19 protein-coding genes and 1 pseudogene are annotated in these 21,859 nt (G+C 61.9%); 14 read left to right on the forward strand and 6 right to left on the reverse strand.

Going from position 1 to position 21,859, the window contains the following annotated elements; genetic code table 11:
* The first annotated feature begins 45 nt into the window (after positions 1–45).
* From HRU71_00680 to HRU71_00715, 8 genes are all read left to right on the forward strand, one after another.
* Positions 46–549: a J domain-containing protein gene (locus tag HRU71_00680; protein QOJ02092.1), complete on the forward strand. Its 504-nt coding sequence runs from the start codon at positions 46–48 to the stop codon at positions 547–549.
* A gap of 109 nt (positions 550–658) precedes the next feature.
* Complete coding sequence (locus HRU71_00685; protein ID QOJ02093.1) at positions 659–2,272, forward strand: type I 3-dehydroquinate dehydratase; 1,614 nt, start codon at positions 659–661, stop codon at positions 2,270–2,272.
* Between the two features lie 107 nt (positions 2,273–2,379).
* Positions 2,380–3,345 carry a metallophosphoesterase gene (locus HRU71_00690; GenBank protein QOJ02094.1) on the forward strand — a complete coding sequence of 322 codons (966 nt, stop codon included), beginning with the start codon at positions 2,380–2,382 and terminating at the stop codon, positions 3,343–3,345.
* On the forward strand, positions 3,342–3,899 hold the full coding sequence (locus HRU71_00695) for a shikimate kinase (GenBank protein ID QOJ02095.1): 558 nt from the start codon (positions 3,342–3,344) through the stop codon (positions 3,897–3,899). Before HRU71_00690 ends, HRU71_00695 begins: the two co-directional genes overlap by 4 nt.
* Before the next feature lie 40 nt (positions 3,900–3,939).
* Positions 3,940–5,430: an A24 family peptidase gene (locus HRU71_00700; GenBank protein QOJ02096.1), complete on the forward strand. Its 1,491-nt coding sequence runs from the start codon at positions 3,940–3,942 to the stop codon at positions 5,428–5,430.
* 50 nt (positions 5,431–5,480) lie between these two features.
* Entirely contained in the window at positions 5,481–5,849 is a 369-nt protein-coding gene (locus HRU71_00705; GenBank protein QOJ02097.1) for a hypothetical protein, read from the forward strand.
* A 156-nt stretch (positions 5,850–6,005) separates the two neighbouring features.
* Entirely contained in the window at positions 6,006–6,710 is a 705-nt protein-coding gene (locus HRU71_00710) for an OmpA family protein (GenBank protein QOJ02098.1), read from the forward strand.
* Positions 6,711–6,844: 134 nt separating this feature from the next.
* Positions 6,845–7,531: a hypothetical protein gene (locus tag HRU71_00715; GenBank protein QOJ02099.1), complete on the forward strand. Its 687-nt coding sequence runs from the start codon at positions 6,845–6,847 to the stop codon at positions 7,529–7,531.
* Between the two features lie 45 nt (positions 7,532–7,576).
* Here the strand turns inward: HRU71_00715 and HRU71_00720 are convergent, their stop codons facing one another.
* From HRU71_00720 to HRU71_00740, 5 genes are all read right to left on the reverse strand, one after another.
* Positions 7,577–9,292 carry a protein kinase gene (locus tag HRU71_00720; GenBank protein QOJ02100.1) on the reverse strand — a complete coding sequence of 572 codons (1,716 nt, stop codon included), beginning with the start codon at positions 9,290–9,292 and terminating at the stop codon, positions 7,577–7,579.
* A gap of 250 nt (positions 9,293–9,542) precedes the next feature.
* Positions 9,543–10,514, reverse strand: a complete 972-nt coding sequence (locus HRU71_00725; protein QOJ02101.1) for a peptidylprolyl isomerase — start codon at positions 10,512–10,514, stop codon at positions 9,543–9,545.
* Positions 10,515–10,634: 120 nt separating this feature from the next.
* Positions 10,635–11,771 (reverse strand): Nif3-like dinuclear metal center hexameric protein, encoded by a 1,137-nt coding sequence (locus HRU71_00730; GenBank protein QOJ02102.1) that lies wholly within the window; start codon positions 11,769–11,771, stop codon positions 10,635–10,637.
* Entirely contained in the window at positions 11,771–12,658 is an 888-nt protein-coding gene (locus HRU71_00735) for an aminotransferase class IV (GenBank protein QOJ02103.1), read from the reverse strand. The genes HRU71_00730 and HRU71_00735 overlap by 1 nt, the downstream gene beginning before the upstream one ends.
* Positions 12,651–14,180 (reverse strand): anthranilate synthase component I family protein, encoded by a 1,530-nt coding sequence (locus tag HRU71_00740; protein ID QOJ02104.1) that lies wholly within the window; start codon positions 14,178–14,180, stop codon positions 12,651–12,653. Before HRU71_00740 ends, HRU71_00735 begins: the two co-directional genes overlap by 8 nt.
* Positions 14,181–14,358: 178 nt before the next feature.
* Here HRU71_00740 and HRU71_00745 point away from each other — a divergent pair, with 178 nt between their 5' ends.
* From HRU71_00745 to HRU71_00760, 4 genes are all read left to right on the forward strand, one after another.
* The gene (locus HRU71_00745; protein ID QOJ02105.1) at positions 14,359–14,892 is read left to right on the forward strand and encodes a hypothetical protein; all 534 of its coding nucleotides are present in this window, start codon (positions 14,359–14,361) and stop codon (positions 14,890–14,892) included.
* A 51-nt stretch (positions 14,893–14,943) separates the two neighbouring features.
* The gene (locus tag HRU71_00750) at positions 14,944–16,155 is read left to right on the forward strand and encodes a helix-turn-helix domain-containing protein (GenBank protein ID QOJ02106.1); all 1,212 of its coding nucleotides are present in this window, start codon (positions 14,944–14,946) and stop codon (positions 16,153–16,155) included.
* A gap of 384 nt (positions 16,156–16,539) precedes the next feature.
* Positions 16,540–17,397 (forward strand): hypothetical protein, encoded by an 858-nt coding sequence (locus HRU71_00755; protein ID QOJ02107.1) that lies wholly within the window; start codon positions 16,540–16,542, stop codon positions 17,395–17,397.
* A 318-nt stretch (positions 17,398–17,715) separates the two neighbouring features.
* Positions 17,716–18,519, forward strand: coding sequence for a hypothetical protein (locus HRU71_00760; GenBank protein ID QOJ02108.1), 804 nt, complete (start codon positions 17,716–17,718; stop codon positions 18,517–18,519).
* Positions 18,520–18,710: 191 nt separating this feature from the next.
* On the opposite strand, the gene HRU71_00765 is transcribed toward HRU71_00760, so the two are convergent.
* Complete coding sequence (locus HRU71_00765; GenBank protein ID QOJ02109.1) at positions 18,711–19,820, reverse strand: DegT/DnrJ/EryC1/StrS family aminotransferase; 1,110 nt, start codon at positions 19,818–19,820, stop codon at positions 18,711–18,713.
* Between the two features lie 455 nt (positions 19,821–20,275).
* Between HRU71_00765 and HRU71_00770 the strand changes: the two genes are divergently transcribed.
* Positions 20,276–21,400, forward strand: a complete 1,125-nt coding sequence (locus HRU71_00770) for a HEAT repeat domain-containing protein (GenBank protein ID QOJ02110.1) — start codon at positions 20,276–20,278, stop codon at positions 21,398–21,400.
* Between the two features lie 9 nt (positions 21,401–21,409).
* A pseudogene (locus HRU71_00775) lies at positions 21,410–21,634 on the forward strand (ferredoxin).
* Positions 21,635–21,859: the final 225 nt, after the last annotated feature.

The following is a 21,859-nucleotide window of genomic DNA, read 5'->3' on the forward strand; positions in this document are numbered from 1 at the left end:
TGTTGAATCCGCCTGCGATCCGCCGCGCCACCCGTGGAGGGGTGCTTGAAGCCGACCGAGTGTTATCGCGTGCTGGGATTGAAGCACGACGCTGAACCGCGCGAGTTGCACCGCGCGTTCAAGCGGCTGGTGCTTCGTTATCACCCGGACCGCTGCGGCGACGACCCGGTCAGCCGGGCGCGCTTTTGCGAAGTCACCGAAGCGTACGCGGTGTTGAAGCGGCTGCGCGAACGACCGGCGCCGACCGATGAGCCGATGGACGTTTGCCCGCGGTGCGATCGCGTGGAGCTGCTCTTCCGTACATTGGGCGGCGGGCGGATGTGCGCCGACTGCCTGCTGAACCGTCGCCGGCGGCTGCTGCCCATGACGCTGTGGGAGTCGATCCGCTGTGTCGGAGTCATGGCACTTCAGGCGCTGGCGCTCTACTTTATCGTGTCAACGATCTGGACGGGCGACCTGCAACACGGGGCAGCCGCCATGGCCTGCGCCCTGGGCGGGTTCGGCGTGCTGGCGTACCACGCCTGGCAGGCCGATGTCGTCGAACGCTGAATCCGTTGCGAACGTCATTCGCTCATAAACCCGCAATAATCAAATCCGGCTATAGTGTCGCTGGTTTCGATTCGCATTCACAGCGGATCTGCCACGGAGTGCATCGCGCATGACTCAACTCATCGCCTCGATTACCGCGGATACGGCGTCCGGCGCGGCCGAGGAAATTCGCCGCGCGCGGGCGGATGGCGCGACGATGATCGAACTGCGGCTGGACATGATGGATGGCGTCGCCGATCCCGACGTGCCCGCGTTGCGCGAAATCGCCGTCGCCGCGAACGTCCCGGTTCTTCTCACGCTGCGTTCCACGGCCGAAGGCGGGCATTGGGACGGCAGCGACATGGACCGCATGAGCCGGCTGATCGCGCTGGGCGGATCGGCGGATTACCTTGATATCGAGTGGGCATCCTGGCAGCGATCAGCCAATCTGCGGCAGAAAGTCATGCTCGCGCTGGGGCGCGGCGTCGAGGGCGCGCCGCCGACGGATTCGGCACGGCGGCTGATCCTTTCGCGGCATGACCCGTCGGGCCGGCCGCGGACAATGCAGGCCGATCTCCTGGGAATGATGTCCGAATCGGCGTGTGACGTACCGAAGCTCGCCTGGCGCGCGAGAACGGTGCGTGACAATTTCGAGGCATTTGAGCTGATGCGCGGCGCGCCGAGGCCGATGCTGGCCATCTGCATGGGCGACGAAGGGCTGCCTTCGCGCGTGCTGGCGAAGAAATTCGGCGCGTTCGGCTCCTTTGCCGCGATCGAACCAGGCGGCGAAGCCGCGGCGGGACAACTCACGATCACCGAAATGCGGCAGCGCTATCGCTGGGATCGGATCGGTCCTGCGACACGCGTCTACGGATTGCTCGGCGATCCGGTGTCGCATTCCATCGGTCCGATTGTCCATAACGCCGCGTACGATTCCCTTTCGGAGAACGCGGTGTACCTCCCGTTTCGCGTGGCGGCGGGGTACGAATCCTTCAAGGCATTCATGGTCGAAGTGCTGGCTCGGCCGTGGCTCGACGTGCGCGGCTTTTCGATCACAGCCCCTCACAAGGAAAACGCGCTGCGCTGCGCGCGAGAAATCGGCGCAACCATTGACGAAAATGCGGCTCGATGGGGCGCAGTAAATACATTTGTCATTAACACAGATGGATCGTTGCGAGCCGCGAACACCGACGGACCGGCCGTGCTGCGTTGCGCGACCGAACTGCTCGGCGATTCGTTGAGGGGGCAGCGCGTGGCCGTGGCCGGCGCCGGCGGCATGGGGCGAACGGTCGCCGCGGTGCTGCATGAGGCCGGCGCCGACGTGACGGTGTTCAATCGAACGGAGGAACGAGCACGTTCGGTCGCCAAAGGGCTTGGCTGCAAGTGGGAACCGTGGGACCGCCTGCTGCGCGATCCGACGGATCTGTTTGCGAACGGCACCACTCTGGGCATGGAAACACCCAAAGCGGCTTCCGGCCAATCGCAGACCGCGCTACCTGTTGACCGCCTCACGCCCGGGACATGCGTCCTGGATACGGTCTACGGGCCGGGTAGCACGCGGGTGGTCACCGAAGGGAAGCGACTGGGTTGCCGGGTACTGGACGGCAAGGCACTATTCGCGTTTCAGGCGGCTCTCCAGCAAGAGCTGTGGTTTGGAAGGTCGTTAGACGAATCTGCCCTGTTGAATCTGGTTGAATCCTCATGTTCCATCGCGATACACCGCCGCCAACTCCCTTCAGCATAATCAGTTGCGACGTCCGATGAATTGTCGTAGGCTTGAGCAGCCGAACCTGGGAAGGATAGCCCGCACCCATCTCCTGCACGGCAGCAGGCGGATGCCATTTGCTTGGAATGGCACGATCCTGTTTGACCAATCGGGACATTCCGCCCAAGATGCTCGGTTTATCCCGGCCCTCGGTGCGTAAGGAGATGCACGGCCCGACCAGCGCCGCCTTCTTTGAGATGAAGATACTTTTCGCCACCGACCTTCATGGAAGCGAGCCGCATTTCGCTCGCCTGACCGCCGTCGCGGGAGAAGTCCGCCCGGACGTTGTGGTGCTCGGCGGCGATATGCTGCCCGACGATTCGGCACTGGATCGCGCCAACATGGGCAAGGGCCAGCCTTCCTGGGTCCGGAATCAGTTCCGAGGCATTGCCGCAGGGATCAAAAGCGCCACGGGCGGCAAACCGATACTCACGGTTTTCGGCAATCATGACTGGGGAAGCAGCGTCACCGCGATGAAAGAGCTGGCCGCCGAGAGTCTGGTGGGAATCCTTGATTTGACCACGCCGGCCATCATAGATGGCGTCACGTTCCTGGGGTATTCCAGCACGCCGCCGACACCGTGGTTCGTGAAGGATTTCGAGCGATTGGACATGCCGGGTGATAGCCCGCCGCTGCTGGGTGGCGCGCGGTGGGATGCTCGCTTTAATCGCCCCTCGATGCTTAGCGCCGAGACGCTGTTCAACACGCGCAGCACAATGAAGGAAGAGCTGGCAGACCTGACGGCGCCGGCGGGAATCTGGGTGTGGGTGGCGCACTGTCCGCCGCACGCGTCCAAGCTCGATCAGTATCACGGCAATCATTCTTGGGGCTCGAAGGCCGTCCGCGAGGCGCTCGAGCGCTTGCAGCCGCACCTTTCGCTGCACGGCCACATCCACGAGTCGCCCAGTGTGACCGGCGCAATTCGCGATGCGTTCGGGCGAACCGTGGCGGTCAACCCGGGGCAGACGCGAAGCGTGCTGCACTATGCGGTCATCGATTTCGACGCCGCCGACGGGACGGTCGGGGACGTTCGTCACGGGCAACGCGCGTGAATGTTTTTTTGATCGGCTATCGCGGTTCCGGCAAGAGCACGACCGGGGCTATCCTCGCGCGCCGGCTTGGATGGACATTTGTCGATCTGGATGAACTGATTGAGAAGCAGGCTGGAAAATCGATCGTGGAACTCTTCCGTGACGAGGGGGAAGATGCCTTCCGCCAGCGAGAGCGGGCAGCCCTGGAAAGCATTCGCCGTCAGAAGCAGCAGGTCATCGCCCTGGGAGGCGGAGCGATCATCAGCCCCGAGGTGCGTACCTTGGTCAAGCGAATGGGCAAGGCGGTTTGGCTTCAGGCGCCGGCGGCGATCCTGCATTCACGGCTCCAAAAGGACGCAAAAGCCGGAAAGGTCCGGCCCGAGTTGCTCCCCGGTGGCGGGTTGCAGGAAGTCGAGACGAAGCTGAACGAGCGTGCTCCGCTCTACCGCGCCGTGGCGAACCACATTGTGGACTCGGTGTCCACGCCGCCCGAAGACATCGCCGAATCCATTGAGCTATGGCTTGATGCGAACGACGCCGACGCGGCCGCGGACGAGCCGCCGACCAAACTCTGACGAGGACGGATTCTTGGCAGCGGGAGCGTGGATCATACCCGTGGGCGTTCTCGGGGCACTCGTCGGCAGCTTTCTGAATGTTGTCATCTTTCGACTTCCCCGCGGCTTGTCGGTCTCTTCACCGGCGTGGTCGTTTTGTCCGCGTTGCGAAAAACGCCTGCTCCCATGGCACAACGTGCCGATCTTCGGTTGGTTATTTCTGCGCGGGCGATGCCACTTCTGCGAGCAGCCAATTCCTGTTGTTTACCCCGTCGTGGAATGCCTGACCGCGCTCACGTTTGTGATCACGTGGGATGCCTGTTTCATCGGACGGGCCGACGTCGCTGCGGGCGCTGAACCAGTCCATTGGGCCTATGCGGCGTCGCTCATCGTGATGTACGCGGGCCTGATCGCTACCGCCGGGATGGACATCGAGTCGTACTCGTTGGACATTCGCGTCCCGCTTTTTACCCTCGCCGTCTCGGCCATTCTCCGGGGTCTTCAGGGCCTCGCCGAGCCGCATCAAATCGGTAACAACAGTTTGCCGCCGGGTCTAACGTGCGTTGCCTTAGCGGGGGGGGCCGGATGGTTATTGGGTTGGCCGCTGACCCGGCATCTTGCAAGGCGCCCGACCGATGAGGATGCGACCGGGAATTCCGAGTCGGCGCCACTGGGACAAGGCAGCGACTCCGCAGGGCGTGAAACAACGGCAACAAACCCGGACGGATCCGTGACAGCTCCCTGTCAAGCTGCCGTCCCGCTGGAGTCAGCGCCCGCCTCGTTTCAGCCGTTACCGGTAATTCTCCTTGCGGCGGCTTTACTGGGCCTGGTCGTCTGGGTCGCCGCAGCCCCGCAGTGGCCGACGCAACTCGCGGCTTTCCATGCAGGCCAGGTTCGCGGGTTAGTCGCCGTTTCGATTTTTCTGATCGTCATGATCCTCGCTTCCATGGTTGCACGCGATGCGGATGACGAAATCGTGACAACGCTGGAGCGCGAGCGGGTCTCTGCTCGTGCGATCGCACTGCGGGAGCTGATTTGCTTAGTCCCGGCAGTGGCGGCCGGCATCGGGGTGTTCGCCCTGCTTCGCGGCAAAGAGTGGCTCGGCCTTGAATGGGCGGCGCTGCTGCGGCAGTTCATGGGTATCGAGGGCAGCCTCACCGGCGCGACGGCGGGTTTCGTTGGCGCGTCGCAAGCCCTCGCGGATGCGGCGATTGCCGCGGCATTGGGATGGGCCGTTCGCATCGGCGGGACGCTTGCATTCGGCAAGGAGGCATTTGGGACGGGGGACATTTACCTGATGGCCGCCATCGCGGCCGCCGGCGGCTGGTTCATGATGCTGATCGCCTTTTTCGCGTCGGCTCTGCTGGCTCTGGTCGGCGTTATCGCGACCTCCATGCACAAGTCGGCGCGAGCGATTCCGTTCGGCCCCTGGCTGGGACTGGGGGCCTTGGCCGCACTGTATCTGGAGCGACCTCTGACAGGTTGGTTCGGCCCGGCGGGGGGTATGATCTGGGGTTGGCTGACTGGGCAGAATCGGATCGGAACCTGGTAAACTCACAGCGCGTTTCGCGTGATGTGCGTCCCTTCCGCGAGGAACAGACCGTGAAGCAAATCATTGTTTATGCGAAAGTTGCAGTTCTTTGTGTCGTGGTGCTGTTCGTGCTGCTCGTCATCTGGATGAACCGAGGTTACACGACGCGTTTCTGGCCTTGGGCGGTCGATGCGGAGGTTTCCACGCTCTGGCTGATGCTGGCGACGAGCGTGGCGTCGGTGGCAGTGTTCTGGGTGACATCGAAGATCCGTCGGGTCTTCTTCGAGTTGGCGGAGGTGCGACGCCACAGGGCGGCCCAAGAAGCGGCCAAGGCCCAGACCGCGCGGCAGGCTGAACTCGCAGCGGCGGAGCATCGTATCGACGAGAAGTTGCAGCGCGCTCTCGGTGCGAAGAACTCACAGGACACAAAAATTGATTGACGGCAATTCCTGCGCGTGCTAAAAACACTCGTATGTGAAATACGGGCGCGGGTGAACCCGGCCCGACTCGGCTATTTGCAAGAACTGCGCTGGGTAGAGTCAAAGGCGCAAGAAAGCCCATCTCAACGACGCGCCGTTCAACCAGGAGGAACGATCATGACAGGGATGACACGCGGACGATTGTCTCTTTTTGTGCTGGCCGGAGCGGTCACCGCTTTTTCCGCCATCGGCTGCGGTCCGGACGCCAAGGATCGCAAAATCGAAGACCTGACGGCGGAGAACAACAGCCTCAAGAGTGAATTGGAAGATCGCGATCGGCGGCTGAATGATTCGCTCGTCAAGGAGAACGAAGCCCGCTCCACCATTGACGAGTTGAATCAGCAACTCGCGAAGATGCGTGCCGAAGGCGCCAAGGGCGGCGACGTCGACGGCTGGGTCACCATGAAGAACTTCGACATGATCTCGATTCCCGGCTCGGTCTTGTTTGAATCGGGCAAGGCAGACCTGACGCCGGCTGGCCGCACCAAGTTGCAGCAGATCGCCTCGGATATTCGCGCGAAGTACCCGGATCGTGACATTTACGTCTTCGGCCACACGGACGATCAGCCGATCCGCAAGAGCAAGTGGAAGGACAATTGGGAGCTGGGCGCGCATCGTTCGCTGACGGTCATTCGCGCCATGCGGGATGCCGGCATTCCGAACGAATATCTCGTGCAGGCGAACTGCAGCCAGTACCGCCCGCGCGTGGCCAACAGCGGCGAGAAGAACCGGTTGCAGAATCGTCGCGTCGAGTTTTACGCGGTTCCGCGGCGCGGTGGCGACATCGTCGAGAAGACCGCTCGCAGCTCAAGCGACGAGTAATGAAGCTGCCGAGCAGGCTCGAAGCGGGAATCGACCGATAAACGGGCGGTTCCTCGTTGATCGGGATTGTACGACGCGTAATTAAATCAAGCGGCATCGGCCTCTCGCGGAAGATATACAATAGCGAGTCGCCGATGTCGCTTTTTTGCGCTCGGTTGGACCGCGCGCCGGCCGCGCAATCGACGGGGATTGGCATGATCGCGATTCTCAACTATGACACCGCTGACACGCAGGCGCTGCATGACGCGCTGTCGGGGTTGGGCGTGGCCCAGCAGCGCGTGGATTCCCTTGATCAACTCGATCGCGCCGCACGGATCATTCTTCCGCATGGCGACTCCTTTGCAGCGATGATCCACGACATCCGCGACAGCGGTTATCTGCCCGTGCTTTTTCGTGCCCTGGACCAGGGGCGGCCGATCCTGGGCATCGGCCGCGGGATGCATTTGTTCTTTGACGTGTGCTACGACAAGGGCCAGCATACCGGGCTGGGCTTCATCCCGGGGAAGGTCACGAGTCCGCGCGAGCGCGCGGCGCCTAGTTTCGCGGCAGCAACGACCGAGGCGCAATCGCAGGGGGTCCGGTGGACACGGCGGTCCGTGCTGGTCCATGGAGTGCCTGCGGGGGCGGCGTTTCATTTCGAGTGTGACGAGCTCGCGGAACCGCTCGATGACCAGATGGCTCTTGCGCAGACGGCGTCCATTTCTTCGCGAACCGCGGCGGTGGAGGATGGGCCGGTCTTCGGGGTTCAATTCCTGCCGGAGCGGTCGGGCGAGGCGGGTAGCATCATTTTGTCTAATTTTATCCGCGCGCCCTTGAGATAAGCCGGTTTGTTCATGCGGCGATTCGGCAGCAATTCGAACGCCGCGCTATTCCCCGGGCTCTTCACGACTCATGACCACCGGCGAACGCGAGCGTGCATCCGGCTTGCAGCGCGGGCAGGGTCGGCGGCCCTCTTCCATGGCCTTGGCCGGCGACGCAAAGATCACCAGGTTGGAGGCGAAGATGCTTCGGCCGCAATCGGCGCTGGCGAGATGAAACACCGCCCCCGATCGACTGGCCACGTAGTGAATGTTCGGGATGTCAAGCAGGTAGGGCACCTGGGGCCACGGCACCTTTGCCTCGTCGAGGGATGCGTACCTCACAGGCTCGGTCGAGATGTTGGGCGGAGTGTGCTTCGTAGAATCGGGTTTCAACGCAGAGGGTCCCGGATCGCGCGGCGCGACATCGCTCGATGCGTTCCGACCGGCCCCATCGTCACGCATGATCGGGGCATCGCTAACCGTCTGCTTGGCGACGGTCTCGATGATCGGCTGTGAGTACTCGTCGATCTGCGAATTCATATCGATGAAGTACCAGAGCACCGCAGCCGTTCCGAGCAGTGCGCCGATGATGGAACCCGAAATGGCGATCGACGCGGCCGTGCGTCGCTGACGAGATTTGGCTTGCGGGTCTTCGGCTGCGACTCGCTCCAGGGCAACCGCCAGTTCGTCCGCGCTGGTGTACCGCTGCGCCGGATCAACGGCGAGGCATTTTCGCAATAACGCAGCCCCGGCTTCGGTCAGACCTGGGATCTCTTCCAGCCTGGGAAGCGGCGGGTTCTGGTGCAGCTCGATCAACTTCGAACGGCTGTCGGCGTGGATCGGTGGTGAGCCGGTCATGGCATAGAGCATGACCAGGCCGAAGCTGAAGATATCGCTAAGGCTGGTTGTCCCCTGACCCTTTGCGGTCTCCGGCGCGATCCAGCCCAGCGAGCCGACGGCCTTGCCTCGGATGCGCCGGCTGGCTGACTCGTGTGCCACGTCGGCCAGACCGAAGTCCATGAGCTTGAGGTGCCCATGGTCATCGAACATCAGGTTTCCGGGCTTTACGTCGCGATGAATGATTCGGTTCTTGTGTGCCAAGGCGAGCGCTTTGGCCGGACCGATCATCAGTTCAAACACGCGTGCGGGGGGGATTTTTCCGTGCCGATCGATGTACTCTTTCAGCGTGCCGCCTTCCATCAGTTCGAGGGCGAAAAAGATGCGGCTGTCGTCTTCGGCAATCTCGAAAATCGAGACGACTGCGGGATGTTGCAGCTTCGCCACGGCGCGCGCTTCCTGCATGAACAACTCCGTGTTCAGGCAGGTCGAATCGCCGTCGGGCCGGCGCTTGCGGGAAAGAAGCTTGATGGCCACATCGCGATTCAACACGTCATCGTGGCCGCGCCATACCACTCCCATGCCGCCTTGGCCAAGAATGGACAGGATGCGATAGCGGCCCAGCGTGCGGCCAATCAGACTCGTGTCGATGGCGACGCTCGGCGCGCCGGCGCGCGGCGGCGAACTACCTTCAAGCGGCGCTTGGGCGGATGACGGCGGGTCGGTCCTGGCCGCGGCGACATCCTGAATGCTGCGACGGCGAATCTCTGACAGGCTAGATGGATCAACTTCCCGGGCGCGCCACTCGTGACGACAATTCTTGCAGACGAGACGACGGCCAACGAGGCGCGGCGCGATCTTGTACGCTGCTTCGCAAGATGGACAGGTGACGCAAACCCGGCGACCGGGATCATTCACGTCTGAAGCGCGGGAATCTGCTGCCATGCGGCATCGCCCCGAAAACGTCACCATTCCAACCGCGACTTTCCGCTCCGTTTGCCATTGCAAACCGGAACGACTCCATCTTCCATCTTAATCATACGCACCCCGGGGGGTATTCCCCAAGAGCAAACTTGTGCCGTGAATATCGGGCTCAATCGCCGTCGTCCCACGGGTTGATCGATTTTGTTGGGTTTGCGAACCGGATTGTTCGGCCCCTTTAACGCTAACCACTGCGATATTTCTCGCATCACATCTAGGGCGACAACGGCGGGCCGGTCAACTGGCCTTCGCGGTGGCGCGCTTCGTACTGCTCTCGCAGAACCCGGTCTTCGACCGAGATCCTCGCGGAAAGCAAGAGTGAACGCCCCAACCGCTCCATTTCTTCTGCCGCGAGCCGAGCCGTCAGGATGCGACGCAGATGGTGACGCTCCGTGTCATCGAGCGGAAGGTCGTCAGCCGGTATCAGCCGTTCCAGTTTTAAAACGTGGTACGACCCTTCGGCTTCCAGAAGGTTTGAAACCTCCCCAGGCTTCAGCTTGAATGCGACGTCGACAAAGATCGAAGGCACGGTCGGATCGGTTCGCGAAAAGGGCGGCAACATGCCAAGCTTTTCCCGCGAGATGATGTTCTGGCTGAACTTCATCACGAGATCTTCAAACCGCTCGCCCTGATCGAGCCGCTGTTTGATCTCCTTCCAGAATCGCGGCGCGGCGATCTGGATGTGCCGCACCTCGACGCGCTCGCCATGCACGCGAGCGAACTCCTGCTCGATCATTTCGTCGGTGATCTTTAATCGGCTTTCGACGATCTTGCGAAGGTACGCCTGGCGCTGCATGGCGAGGTGCAATTCGGTTCGCGAAACTCCGCGCGATCGCGTCCATTCTTCGACCAGTTGTTCCTTGCGCGCCGGCGTGAGGGGATCGGGATCCTTGCCGTTGAATCGATCGGCCTGGAGCGTCAAATCGTACTCCCGGTCGAAATCGGTTTGCGAAACCGACAAGCCCAGGCGGGCCGTCTCCTGCCGCGCCAGGCGCAGCAGCAGCTCCTGCTGAAGAAACGCCAGCCCGCGGGCCTCCATCAGCTTCGCCGTGAACTCGGCTCGATCAATCGGCTCGCCATTGACCGAAGCGATGGGGCGGCTGAACGCGGAACGGGTTGCCGGCGGCGGCGCGGCGTTCTGTTCCGTCGCCGGGGACGAGGCAGGTTGCACAAGTCGATCGCGCACGCTAAGGGCATTCGATCGGCTTCGCTCGCATCCGACGATGAAAAGAACCCCCAGGCATGCCGCCGTGAGCAATAAACGCGGAGAATGAGAAGCGTGCTTCATCGGCGTTGTCGTCCTTGATCAGGCGGCTTCGAATGGATCGGCGTCGGCCTTGCTCATGGTGATCGAAGCGCCGGGCAGATGATGCTTGAGTTTGAGTGAAAGCGGAATCAACACCGGGCGCTCGCTCGCCCAATGCCCCAAGGCAACGGCGCAAGCGCCGGAGCGGCGGTAGCGAAGCGCATCGTGATGGCGGATCTCGCCGGTGATCACCACATCGCCGCGGCCGAGCTGTACCCCCGGAACCTCGAACGGGAGTGATCCGGCTGCGCCGGCGCAGACGAATGCGCGTGAGACCTGGGCGCCCGGCTCGCCCACGATGGCAACTTGTTCGGCCGAGACCGCGAGTTTCATCGCCCGAGCCAGATCACCCAGCGCCTGCGGTTTGCTGAAGGACCCCATCCGTCCCTGGCCGAGGGCAGGATCCGCCAGCGGCTCAAGCGGATATACGTCAAACGCCGGTTCCTCGTAGGGGTGGGCTGCGCGGAGCGCCTCGATCACCTGGGACAACCGCGACTTGGGCAGAATGACTTCCAGCCGCGTTTCGTCGACGCGCTCCAAGCGGCCGCGCTCGCCAACTGCGGGATTGGTTGAATCGGTGCCGAAGAACGTGCCTTGTCCCGAGAGGCGATAGCTGCATTTCTCGTACGCGCCGATCCGCCCCGCGCCGGCCGCAAAGACCGCCTCCGCGACTGCATCGGTGCTTTCGTGGGGGACAAACACAACGAGCTTGCACTGCGCTGCCGGTGGAGCGGCGGCTGAAAACGGCTGAACGCGCGTCAGGCCCGCCAATTCGGCGAGCGTTTCGTTCGTTCCACCCGGCGCGGCGTCGAGCGCGGTATGCGGCGAATAAATGGCGATGCGACGCGAGAGTGCCTCGGCCGCGAGACCCTCTGCGGTGTCGCGTGAAACGCTGAATCGCTTGACCGCGCGAAAGATCGGAGGGTGGTAGCTTACGATCGAGTTGCAACCTAATTTGACGGCCTCATCAAGAACTGCCGGGGTGAGATCAATCGTGAGCAGTATGTATTCCGCCGCCCATTGCGGATCGCCCACCAACAGCCCGACGTTGTCCCAATCCGCGGCAGCCCAGGACGGCGCGATCGCTTCCATGGCGCGACAGAGCTGGGCAACCGTAAGCGGCTGGGCCGTGGCCATCAGTCGGGGCACTCCGAGGCGACGAGAATGTCAAACAAACTGGTCAGTTTCCCCGTGACAGGACCGGGAGCGCCGTCTCCCACCGTGTGTTTTTCGATGGCGGTCACCGGCATGATCTCCAGCACGCTCGCGGTCAGGAAAACTTCGCTCGCAGCCAGCAGCATGTTAATGTCGATCGGCGTTTCGGCAACGTCGATGCCGTTCGCGCGAGCCAGTTCGATGACCGCTTGGCGCGTGATGCCGGGCAGAACGGGTGTGGTTGTCGGCGGCGTGAGCAGGCGGCCTTCGTGAACAATAAACGCATTCGAGAATGCCGCCTCGGCGAGCAGGTTGTCGGTGTTGAACCAGAGCGATTCCTGGCAGCCGCGCTGTTGTGCATCGCGCATCGAAAGCAGACGCGGCAGGTAGGAAAGCGTCTTATGGCCCGCGAGCGGGTCGAGCCGGCTGGTTCGATAGGGGCTGATGCAGACGCGCATGCCAAAGCGATACAGTTCGGGCGGATACGGTTGCAGTGGTTGTGAGGTAATCAGGATCGTTGGGCGATGTTCGGCTTCGCCCGCCGGGTTGATCAATCCGGGGCGTGGCACGCTCCCAGGTGTTGCGGTGATGCGCATTCGAGCATCGGTCAGATTGTTGGCGGCCAGCAGATCATCCACCGCGCGAGCCAGTTCCCCTGCGTCGAAGGGGACGACCAGCTCCAGCGCCGCAGCCGTCGCGAACATGCGATCCAGATGAGGTCGAAGCCGAAACGGTTTTCGACGATAGACGCGGAACGTTTCGAAGATGCCGGCAGCATGGGTGAATCCGGCGTCAAACACGCTGATTCGCGCGGCATCGGCCGGGACAAGCTCGCCATTGAGATAAACCCATTCGCGACGATCAGACATGGGCGGCGGCTCCGTCTGTTGCGTTGATCGTGGCGGAATGGATAACGCATCGGGCGTGGATTTCGCGTTCGAGATCGCGACGAGGCAATGGTGGCTCACTCTCGCAGGAGCGGGATTCGATCGCCGCGAGCATGCCGACGGCCTTGGCATTCAGTTCCGCCAGTTCCTCATCCGGCACCGAATCGGCAACGATGCCGCTGCCAACGTGAAACTGAACCGTACCATCCTGGTGCGCCGTCATGGTTCGGATAGCGAGATTGAGCATCAAGTCGCCGTTGAGCCCGACCCATCCGATCGCGCCGCAATACGCCCCGCGCGGGGCGGCTTCGAGTTCGTGAATGATCTGCATCGCGCGAACTTTCGGCGCGCCGGTGATCGACCCGCCGGGAAACGTCGCGCGGAGCAGATCAACGGCACCGCAGCCGTCGCGCAAGCGCCCGGAAATCGTTGCCGTTCGATGGAACACGTGCGGAAGCGCTTCGATCTCCCCATCGCTCACGACCCGAACCGAGCCGGCTTCGCAGACGCGGCTCAAGTCGTTCCGCTCGAGATCGATAATCATGTTCAACTCGGCGCGGTCTTTCGCGCTGTCGCGCAGCGCGCAGCGGGCCGTTTCGTCGAGCAAAGCGTGACCGGTGCGAGGGCGCGTCCCCTTGATCGGTCGCGTGACGACGTCACGCCCGGTCTTACAAAGAAACAATTCGGGAGACGACGACGCGATGGCGGGCAGGTCGCCATGCGGCGCGAGATACGCCGCGTAATCGGCGGGGTTGGTTGTCGCCAATCGGGAGTATAATTCGTGTGGATGGAGGCTTGTTTTCGCCGAATACCGGCGAGACAGATTTACCTGAAAGACGTCGCCCGCTCGGATGTAATCCAGAGCGCGGCGACAGCGATGCAAGTAATTCTCCGGTGAGTCGTCCCATCCGCCGGAACGCATCGCAACGTGGCAGGGAGGTGGTTCGTCGAAAGCATCGGTCTCATCGTCGGAAAGCGCCTCGAGCCACGCGGCCAACTTTGCCAACCGCGCTTCGGCGGGGGGGCGAGCTGTCCCCGTTAACGCGTGTGGCAGATCGGCCGCAACCATTGACCAAACCCCGGTCACATGATCACAAAACAGAAACGTGTCATAAAGCGACCATCGCGCCAGTTCGGAGGATTGCGAGAAGTGCCGCCAGTCGGCCGCCGGCTCGACAAAGCGGCCGACCTCGTAAGCGATGAACCCAATCCAAGCCGCCGAGAAGGGCAATTCGGGCGGGATATCACCGCCGTGCCGCGTGCGCCAAATGGATTCCATCCTGTCGAATGGGTCAAGCGTTGCGGAAGCCGAGATGCTGATGCATTGGACCGGCTCGGCGGTGAAGATTGAGAATCGCCCTCCCGGACCAGTCTGCTGAAGAGACTCGAGAATGGCCGCGCCGGGTAGTCCGGCCCAGGCCCGGCGCAATAGAGGGAGGTTCACGGGTGCAGCTACGGTCCGTGAACAACGTGGGATCGTCACGGCGTTATGGGCCGGAATCATGGTGGGAAGTATAGCTACGGGGCCGTGAACATCCTATCGGGCCAGCCGTCGACGCTTTGCGCCCGGAACACTTGAGCCGGCGCGAGGGCCTCGTATAATGTACTGTGGAGTCTGCGCGGGGCGGCGGACTTCACCAACAAGCCCGGGGGCCTGACTTAACGTCGGAAGGACTACGCTTATGAAGACCCATCGCCGTGCGAGGGCGATTGCGCTGGCTGCCGCAACCGAACGCTCAACCGTTCTGTGGCTGATCGCCATACTGCTGGCCATCATCGCGACGGTACTCGTGATGCAGGCGGGGGGGATGATCGGCGTCCGGCCGGCCTATGGCGACACGCCGATGATGGGCGGGCGCGGCATCTACGCGTTCACCGGTCCGATCGACAACAACCGCACCGGCCTGTTCATGATGGATGTCGATAACAGCACGGTCTGGGCCTACGAGTATCTTCCCAGCACGCGCAAGCTGCGGCTGGCGTTCGCCCGATCGTTCACGTTCGACCGTTATCTTGAAGACTATGGTCTGGATGAGCAGACCGCCCCGGCCAAGATCAGCCAACTGCTGACCATGCAGCGTGAGCGCAAGGAGCGCGATGCGCGCGGCGGCGCAGGGGCTGCGGACGACGCCGATGGATTGCTGACGACCAGCCTGCCCGGCATGCCGACCACGCAGGAGAACGCAGCAGGCACCGAGGCACGAGCCGAAAAGTAAAGCCGACCGCGGCGAGCACCGCGGCCTTTGCCAGCGAAATGGGTGGAACCGATGGCCAGTGATTACCTGACGCTCGATGAAGTTTGCGAAATGCTCGGTAAAACGCCCACCGACGTGAAGCGTCTGGTGGCCGACGGCCAATTGCGCGAACTGCACGATGCGGGGACGGTTTTTTACAAGCGAAGCGAAGTCCTTTCCATCGCGGAAAAGGAAGGCAGCAGCATCGTCAACCTCGCCGCCGACGATGAACTGGGCGCGGATGGGTTGAAGCTGGACGAGCCGGATTCCTTCGCTTCGGCGCTCTCGAGCCTTGCCGATTCGTCGTCCGGACTGGATTTGATGGACGCCAGCCCCAGCGCGGTCGAGGCGAAGTCGCCCTCCGATTCAGCTTTGGGGGATTCATCGCCGCCGCTCGAACTGACCGCCGAGGAATTCCCGGAGGAATTGCCCGCCGCGCCGAAGGAAATGACCTCCGAAATTGATTTGCTCCCCGATGACGAATCGGAAGCCGAGCCCGCAAAACCCGCGACACGATCCGCGGCGAACGCCCCCGCTCCGGTGGATCTCGAAGTGCCCGACCTGGGCTTGAGCGGTTCGAGCATCATCAGCCTCGAACCCGACGTAGACGACATGGCCCCGGCGGGGCAGAAGTCGGCCGCGCCCCCGCCACCCAGGAGTGAAGGCAAGGCCTCCAAAGGCATCAGCGTCTTTGATGACGACGAGATCGAGATTCCGACCGATCCGATGGGCGAGACGCGCATTTCGTCGGGCATGGACGAGCTGGAAGCCGTCGGCAGCGGCAGCGGTCTGTTGGATATCTCCCAGGAACCCGATGATTCCAGCCTCGGCTCCGAACTGCTGGACGTGATTTCGCCGTCACCCGAGGCCGGCGAAACGGCCGACGAAGGCAGCGGCGTGGAAATCGTCGAAGGCGCCGAGACCGTCGAAGACAGCGGCGCCGAAGTGGCCGCGCCCTACGACGATGCCGAGGCCCAGCCGGTGGCAGCGGCGGCCGCAGTCGCCGCGCCGCGGCGTGTGTCCACCGCAGCGATGGCGGGGGCCATGCAGATAAACGTCACGCTCGTGCTGGGCGTGCTGGCGATGGCGCTGGTGGGCCTGGCGGCGGCGGCCAACGTGCAAGGCGTCTGGCCGGCTTTTCTGGAGCCGGTCGCTCGCGGCGTGGTTTATGCAAGCGTCTTCGGCGGCCTGGCCGTCGTGGCGATCGGCATGGGCGTCTGGGGCATCCTCGCCGGGCGGAAGTAGGCCAAGAGCGAATCCACCGTGCGGCGGACAAGGAGCCGATCGGTTCCGTAGGGCGGGTCAGGCGCATCGACCCGCCATTTGAATCTCCACTCCGCTTGGCGTGTGTCGCAACCTCGTCGAGCACATGTAGCCAAATAGCGAAACATTACCCCTTCGACAACCAGTCGCCCAGATTGTGCAATGATCATGTCTTGATTTCGCATAGTAGATTTTCGAATTAGTATCTGCTCATAACCCATTGCCCCCCCTCTACTTATGGCCTGACCCCACATGGGTGATCAAATTAATATTGCAATTCTCATACAATGGATTATGATCGACCGCGTGCGATTAACTTGGGCTACACTCTCTTGAGTGTTTGGAGACAATCGCATGTCAAAGTTCTTGGAATCGAAGAATCGGATCGGGCTATTGGGAGGGTTGATCAGCCTGACTTTCGCAATCGCGGCAGCGAATGCTGGCGATGTCTTGCTCTATACAGACAACTCACCGGGCGCGGTGCACTTGGCTTTCGCGCTGCGCGAAGCATCTCTTGAGGCCGGTTGTTCCACGACGACTTGTATTACGCTGGTCGATTTTGCGGCTCGCATCAACCAGGCCGCTTGGGCCCGCATCATTGTCGTGGCGGCCTACCCCGCCGAGCCGCCGGGCTACTTGGCTGACTTGCGCTGCGTAGCTGAAGGTGGTGCGCTGGTCGAGTTGTACTACTGGCGACCGCGGTCGGACGATCCTGTGACTGGCAATGAGCAGGTGTGGGCAACGACATTGGCAGCGATTTGGCAAGCCGGTCAAACGACATCGGTGATCATGTTCGAATCGCGTGAGACCAATCGCACCGACCCTTTGGTCCACCCTGGGTATGTCGTGCCGGAGATGAGCGAGACTGTTCTTGCCCACGCCGAGACGGTCAGCCCATGGGAAATGCCGGAATTGGTTGGCGGAACGGCCTCCAACCCGACGGCGACGCCGCGAAACGTACCCGGCGGGTCCGGCGAATGTGTGCAGACTCTGCTTGATGCGCTTCAGGGGGCCGGTGCGCAGTTTCCGGATGACACCGGCAAGTGCAACGAAGCTTTTGGTCCACATCCAAACGACATTCCACCGCGGCCCGGGGATCCCATTCAACTTGTTGATTGTCTGGCCGGCGCAGCGGGAGACTATGCTAATCTGATCAAGGCAGCTCTTCGACGTTACAAGGTGTGCCTCGCCATCGCGACCCCGACGAGCCAGCCAGCGCAGTGAGGCCGGCCGTTCAGTCGCATGGACGCAAGATCAGCCCGGCGTTTTTTCCGCCCGGATCGGTTGCTGCGGCGGCAACATGCAGATGGCCGCAGTCGCCGCGCCGCGTCCAGATTGTGCAATGATCATGTCTTGATTTCGCATAGTAGATTTTCGAATTAGTATCTGCTCATAACCCATTGCCCCCTCCCCCTCTACTTATGGCCTGACACCACATGGGTGATCAAATTAATATTGCAATAATGGATTATGATCGACCGCGTGCGATCAACTTGGGCTACACTCTCTTGAGTATTTGGAGACAATCGCATGTCAAAGTTCTTGGAATCGAAGAATCGGATCGGGCTATTGGGAGGGTTGATCAGCCTGACTTTCGCAATCGCGGCAGCGGATGCCGGCGATGTCTTGCTCTATTCGGATCACTCGCCGGGGTCGCTGGCCGCGTATGTCGCGTGGAATGAGTATTTTGAAGAGAATGAGGATGTCGTCTTCCTTGTAAACACGACCGGCGCCTTTGAAACACTCCTTGGCACGGGGCCATGGGACCATGTTGTCGTTCTGGAGCGGTTTTCAACTTCGCAGCCGTCCTACCTGGGGTTGCTTCAAGATGAGGCTTGGATGGGCACGCCTGTGGATTTTGAAATCTGGCATGATAATAACGTCGCTCAATCGGATCGGACAATTGTATCGGCCGTCTCGGCCCTTGTCGCGTGGCGCGACGAGCGAACCGCCATGAAGTACACAAACCGAACCGCGCCCCCGGCATGCATAGAAGTCGGGTTTGGATTCCCTGGTTTTGAGTCGATTGAATTGGCAAGCCCATCGATCCTGCTCGAAGTCCCTCCCTCAACCGAGAATGCCATTCTGTCATTAATCTCGCTCCTGTATGAACCTGGTTGTAGAGGCGAGTGCCTGGAAGACTGGAAGAAGGACATGGGAATCTGTACAACCAACTACAATACGCACACCGGAAACTGCTACGCGGCGTATCCCGTGCCACCCGCTAAAGACATTGAAAACCAGACGAATTGCTTGAATACGGCAGCGACGGATCAGATTAACTGTCGCAATGGGGCACGGAATCGCTACAACACATGTTTAGCGGCTTGTCCCCCATCTCAGTGATCATGGCAGCGCGATATTTCGATTGAAGCCCAGAATGGTGGCTCGGTCGCATCGACTTACTGATCGTCCTTGATGGTCGACCAGTTCGGGTGCCACCAGCAAAGGAGCCGATTTCTGGGGTGATTGGTTGGCAGGTACAGCCGATGCCCGTTAACCCGCTTTTTGGCATCCTCGCCATCGGAAGTAACCCGCTACAGCAAAGCCATCAGCGTCGTGCATACGTGCTCGACTTGCTGCTCCGTTAGATGATTGTGAAAAGGAAGGGCGATGGTGCGATCGGCGATGCGTTCGCAATTCGGGAAGTCGCCGGGTTTGAAACCATACTGATCTCGATAAAATCGCTGCAAGTGAATCGGGGCGAAGTAATTGCTGCACCCGATGCCGCGTTCGCGCAGGGCGGCGATGATCCGCGCCCGGTCGTCGGCCGTGTACTCGTCGGCCAGTTTCACCACGAACACGAACCAACTGATCTCGCATTCCGCGTTGATTTTCTGGAAACTGACGCGCTGCTCGCCGCCGAGCCGCTTGATGTACCACTCCGCGACGCGCCGGCGCTTGCCCAGGATTTCATCCACGCGCTGCATCTGCACCGCGCCGATCGCGCAGGCCACATCGCTCAACCGATAGTTGTAGCCCAATCGTTCATGTGAGAGCCAGCCCATGCCCGTGTCGCGGCCCTGGTTGCGCATCGACTGGCACAATCGCGCGATCTCGTCATCATTTGTGACGATCATGCCGCCTTCGCCGGTGGTGATCTGCTTGTTGGGATAGAAGCCGAAAACGCCGGCCTCGCCGAGCGTGCCGGACATGCGGCCGCGATACTTGGCGCCAAGCGATTCGCACGAGTCCTCGATGACACGAAGCCTGTGCCGCTTCGCGATGGCGTTGATCGCGTCGAAGTCGGCCGGCTGGCCGAAAACGTTGACGGCGATGATCGCGCGGGTCTTGGGAGTGATGGCACGCTCAATGGCCGCCGGGTCGATGTTCCACGTGTTCGGATCGATATCGACAAATGAAATCTTCGCGTGCTCGAACAACACGCAATTCGACGACGCGACGAACGAGAACGGCGTCGTGATCACCTCGCAGCCATGACCGATTTCCATGGCGCGAACCAGAAGATGCAGCCCGCAGGTGCCGCTGGAGACGGCGACGGCATGTTTCACACCGATGTACCGCGCGACGGCTTCCTCGAATTTCGGGACGGCCGGGCCGAGCGAAAGTCGCCCGCTGCGGAGGACTTCCGTGACGGCGTCGATTTCGGCCTGGGTGATATCCGGTCCGGACAAGTCGATGTTCATTGGGTGTGGCTCGGTTCAGGTTGGTTTCGGGGGTCTTCCCTCGGGATAGATGTCGGCCAAACGGCCGGAACGTTCAAGGTGATCCCCCGAAGATGCGGTTACAGAACCATACGATGCGGGTTGGGCGCTTTGTTCTGGCGAAACGGTCGATAAGGTAGAGGGCCGGAGGGGGTCCGTCTACCCGGCAGGCGGGCAGGGGGCCTGTGAATTCCCGCGGCAGGAGCCGATTTGGCTTGACAGGTCTTCACAAAGCCCGAATAATCCCCCAAGGAACTGGAGTGAGGCACGACATTGCCATAGCAGGATGAACGGTATCGCACTGTGTTTGCGCCTGCGAAGCAGGGTGCAGTCGGCACATAGACGGCGGCAAGGGATGGCCGCCGAATTTTAGTGCGAGAGATTGTGATTTTTTTCACAAAGGTGGCGGCTGGGTACAAACCGCTGCGCTGTGACAGATGACTGACAACACCCATGAGTCGAATCTGACGCAGCCCTCCGGCGAGGGAGCGTCCTCCGCGGCGCCGGTCGTCGAACCGATGACGGCCACGCTGATGGGGCGGTTGTTTGTCGTTCCTGCGGTGATTGTGTGCATTCTGCTGGGGGTCGCCGTGGTGGTCGTGATGTTCGGGTCGACGACGGTGGACAAGCCGCTCACGGTGGCCGAGCTGCTCGACAAGGTCGAATTGAGCGGCGGCGAGCGCACACTGGGCATGCTGCTGCCGCAGGCGAAAGACTCCTGGCAGGCGGCGCAGGAGCTGGCCCGGCGGTTCAGCGAAAAAGACAAGTATATCAAGTCGGACGAGATCGAGCCGGCCGCTGCTCGATTGATCAAAATGCTGGAACGGGAGCCTCCGCGCGGGACGCAGCGTGAAGGCGCCGGTGGCGCGGAGCTGTATTCGCGGCATCTGTTCCTGATCGCCGCGCTGGGCAGATTGGAATCGCCCTCGGCTGTTCCGGCGTTGACGAAGCTGACGCGCGATCCGGACTGGGAGGTTCGCCGAACGGCGCTGGTCGCCCTGGCGAGCATGCACGGGGTCTTGCAGGCACGCGCGGCGTTGCCAGAGGCTCTGCGGCTGTTGAACGATGAACAGCCCGCCGTGCAGATCGTGGCTTGTGCCGCGATAGCCAGTCTGGTTGATCCGGCGGACGCCATCGCCCGCGCGACGGCGGCGAAGGCCTTGGCCGAGCGGCTCGAAGCCCCGCGCGAGGTTCAGTGGAATGCGGCCATGACGCTCGCTCGCCTGGGCGACGCACGCGGGCGCCTCGTGTTGATGAATATGCTCGATCGGGAATACTGGGAAAAGATTGAGCTGGAATACGACGAAGGGGGGACGACGATCCGCCGCAAGTACGGGCCGGAAGAAATCGAGTACAACTTGAAGACGGCGATTGAAGCGGCGATGCTTCTCGATGACGCCGAATTGGCAGAGCTTGTTAAGAAGCTGGAAGACGATCCTTCCGTCCGGGTTCGGACGGCGGCGCGTGCGGCGGCGGCGAAGCGCGGCATGGGACAGCGCGACGAGGAGACGGATCTTCTGGCCGATTGTTCGCGGGTCGAGTCGGCTGGACGAAGGGTTTGAGGACGGATCATGCCCACGAAGGAATTGGTGACAAAAGTCTGGATCGCTCCGGGGTGCATCGTCTGCGATGCCTGTGAGACGACTTGCCCTGAAGTGTTCCAAGTCCTGCACGACGAAGGCACCTGCATTATCCGGCCCGATGCCCTCAACGCGGAATTCACCAAGCCCCTGACCGATGCCATCATTCAGGCCGCGGCCGAGTGCCCGGTGGATGTCATCAAGTTCGACAAGGCGCCGTTTGAGGTTTCCGAAGCAGAGGCCGCCAAGCCTTCCGCGCCCGCGCCGGCTGCCGCGGCGGCCAGCCATGGCGAAGCGGTCCATGCCCCCGCAGCCGAGAAGGCGCCGAGCAAAAAACTGGCCGAGCCGCCGAAGCCCAAGACGGTGGATCCGGCGATTCAGGCCTTGCTGGCCGCGACGATGGTGCGCGGCGGTCATGCGGTGATTGATCGTGGCGTGAAG

The sequence above is a fragment of the Planctomycetia bacterium genome (assembly GCA_015200345.1).
GTDB lineage: Bacteria > Planctomycetota > Phycisphaerae > UBA1845 > UTPLA1 > PLA3.